This window comes from Actinoplanes sp. NPDC051633 (genome assembly GCF_040681735.1).
In the GTDB taxonomy this organism is placed as follows: domain Bacteria; phylum Actinomycetota; class Actinomycetes; order Mycobacteriales; family Micromonosporaceae; genus Actinoplanes.
This window is the reverse complement of record NZ_JBFAZH010001591.1, coordinates 1-1,422: the sequence shown is the minus strand read 5'-3', so window position 1 is coordinate 1,422 and position 1,422 is coordinate 1. Positions and strand designations below refer to the sequence as shown.

At 66.2% G+C, this 1,422-nt stretch carries 1 protein-coding gene; it reads left to right on the top strand.

Annotated features, from left to right (window positions below; all coding sequences use genetic code 11):
• The coding region (locus AB0M20_RS43400; RefSeq protein ID WP_364307327.1) for an O-antigen ligase family protein at nucleotides 1-1,100 on the top strand (1,100 nt) is incomplete at its 5' end.
• Between the last annotated feature and the right edge of the window lie 322 nt (nucleotides 1,101-1,422).

Sequence of the window (1,422 nt, the reverse complement as noted above, 5' to 3'; positions counted from 1 at the left end):
GGATCGTCCTCATCTACATGGTGACGCTGCTGATGTCGTACGCCGTCGGCTACTGGCGCGGCCTGACGTCGATGGAGGCCAACGGGGCCGACCGCGCGATCCTGGCCGCGCTCGCGTTCACCGGTGTCATCCTCACCGCCGCCGACGGCATCCCGAACTGGGACCGGCTGCGCGGCGTGCTGCGGGTGCTGGTCTGGTGCGCGGCGATCGTCGGCTTCATCGGCCTGGTGCAGTTCGTGTTCTGGCTCGACGTCACCGAGTACGTACAGATCCCCGGCCTCACCTCGAACGGCGTCGTGCCCGGCTTCGAACAGCGCGGCGGCGCCATCCGGGTGGCCAGCACCACGACCCACTACATCGAGTTCAGCACCGTCATGGCGATGACGCTGCCGTTCGCCATCCACTTCGCCCGGTTCGCGCCGGAACGCCGCGCCCGCCAGCTCTTCATCATCGCCTCGCTGCTCATCGCGGCCGCCATCCCGGCGACGGTGTCCCGCACCGGGTTCGTCGCCGTGGCGCTGGCCTTCGTCGTGCTGATCCCGGTCTGGGGCTGGCGGATGCGCTTCAACATGGCCGTGATCGGCACGTTCATCGTGGCCGGCCTGATGGTGATAAAGCCGTCACTGACCAACACCCTGGTCGAACTCTTCGCCAACGCCGGGAAGGACACGAGCATCACCGCCCGCACCAAACGGTACGAAATGGTGGGCTATTACTTCTCACAACGGCCGTGGTTCGGGCGGGGCACCGGCACCTGGATCTCACCGCAGTATCAATTTCTCGACAATCAGTGGCTCGCCACGGCACTGAGTAACGGCCTGGTCGGGGTCGCCGCGCTCGCTCTGCTCCATTTTGCGGCAATCACGCTGGCCGTCATTTCGCTGCGCCGATCGGCGAGCACCGAGGACCGCCACCTCTGCGCGGCGCTGATCGCCACCCAGCTGATAGCCCTGGTCGTAGCGGCATTCTTCGATTCCCTCAGCTTCAGCACGTACGCCATGGTGGTGGCACTGATGGTCGGTTTGACCGGAGCCGTGTGGCGGCTGACACATCCGGCCCGACTGGTCCGGACAACGGTGTCGCGACGCTTTTCCGACTGACCGCCTGGCCCTACCGGTATGAGAACAGCCCGAACGGCGGAACACCAATTCTGATCCGCGCATTACTTTCACTCCGCAGGATTGTGTGAGTGGTGGGGGAAATGGTGAACGAAGGCGCATCAGGTCCGTTACGGCGATGGATGGGTTCGGGGACGGCGGCACTGGTGCTCACGGCATCGGTCGTCACGCTCGCCACGAGCCCGGCGGCGGCCGCCGGCCCGTGTGACCCGGTGGTCAACGCGGTCGTCTGTGAGAACAGCAAGGCCGGCAACCCGCCGCAGGAGTGGGACATCCTCGGCGCCGGCGACGACTCCATCCAGGG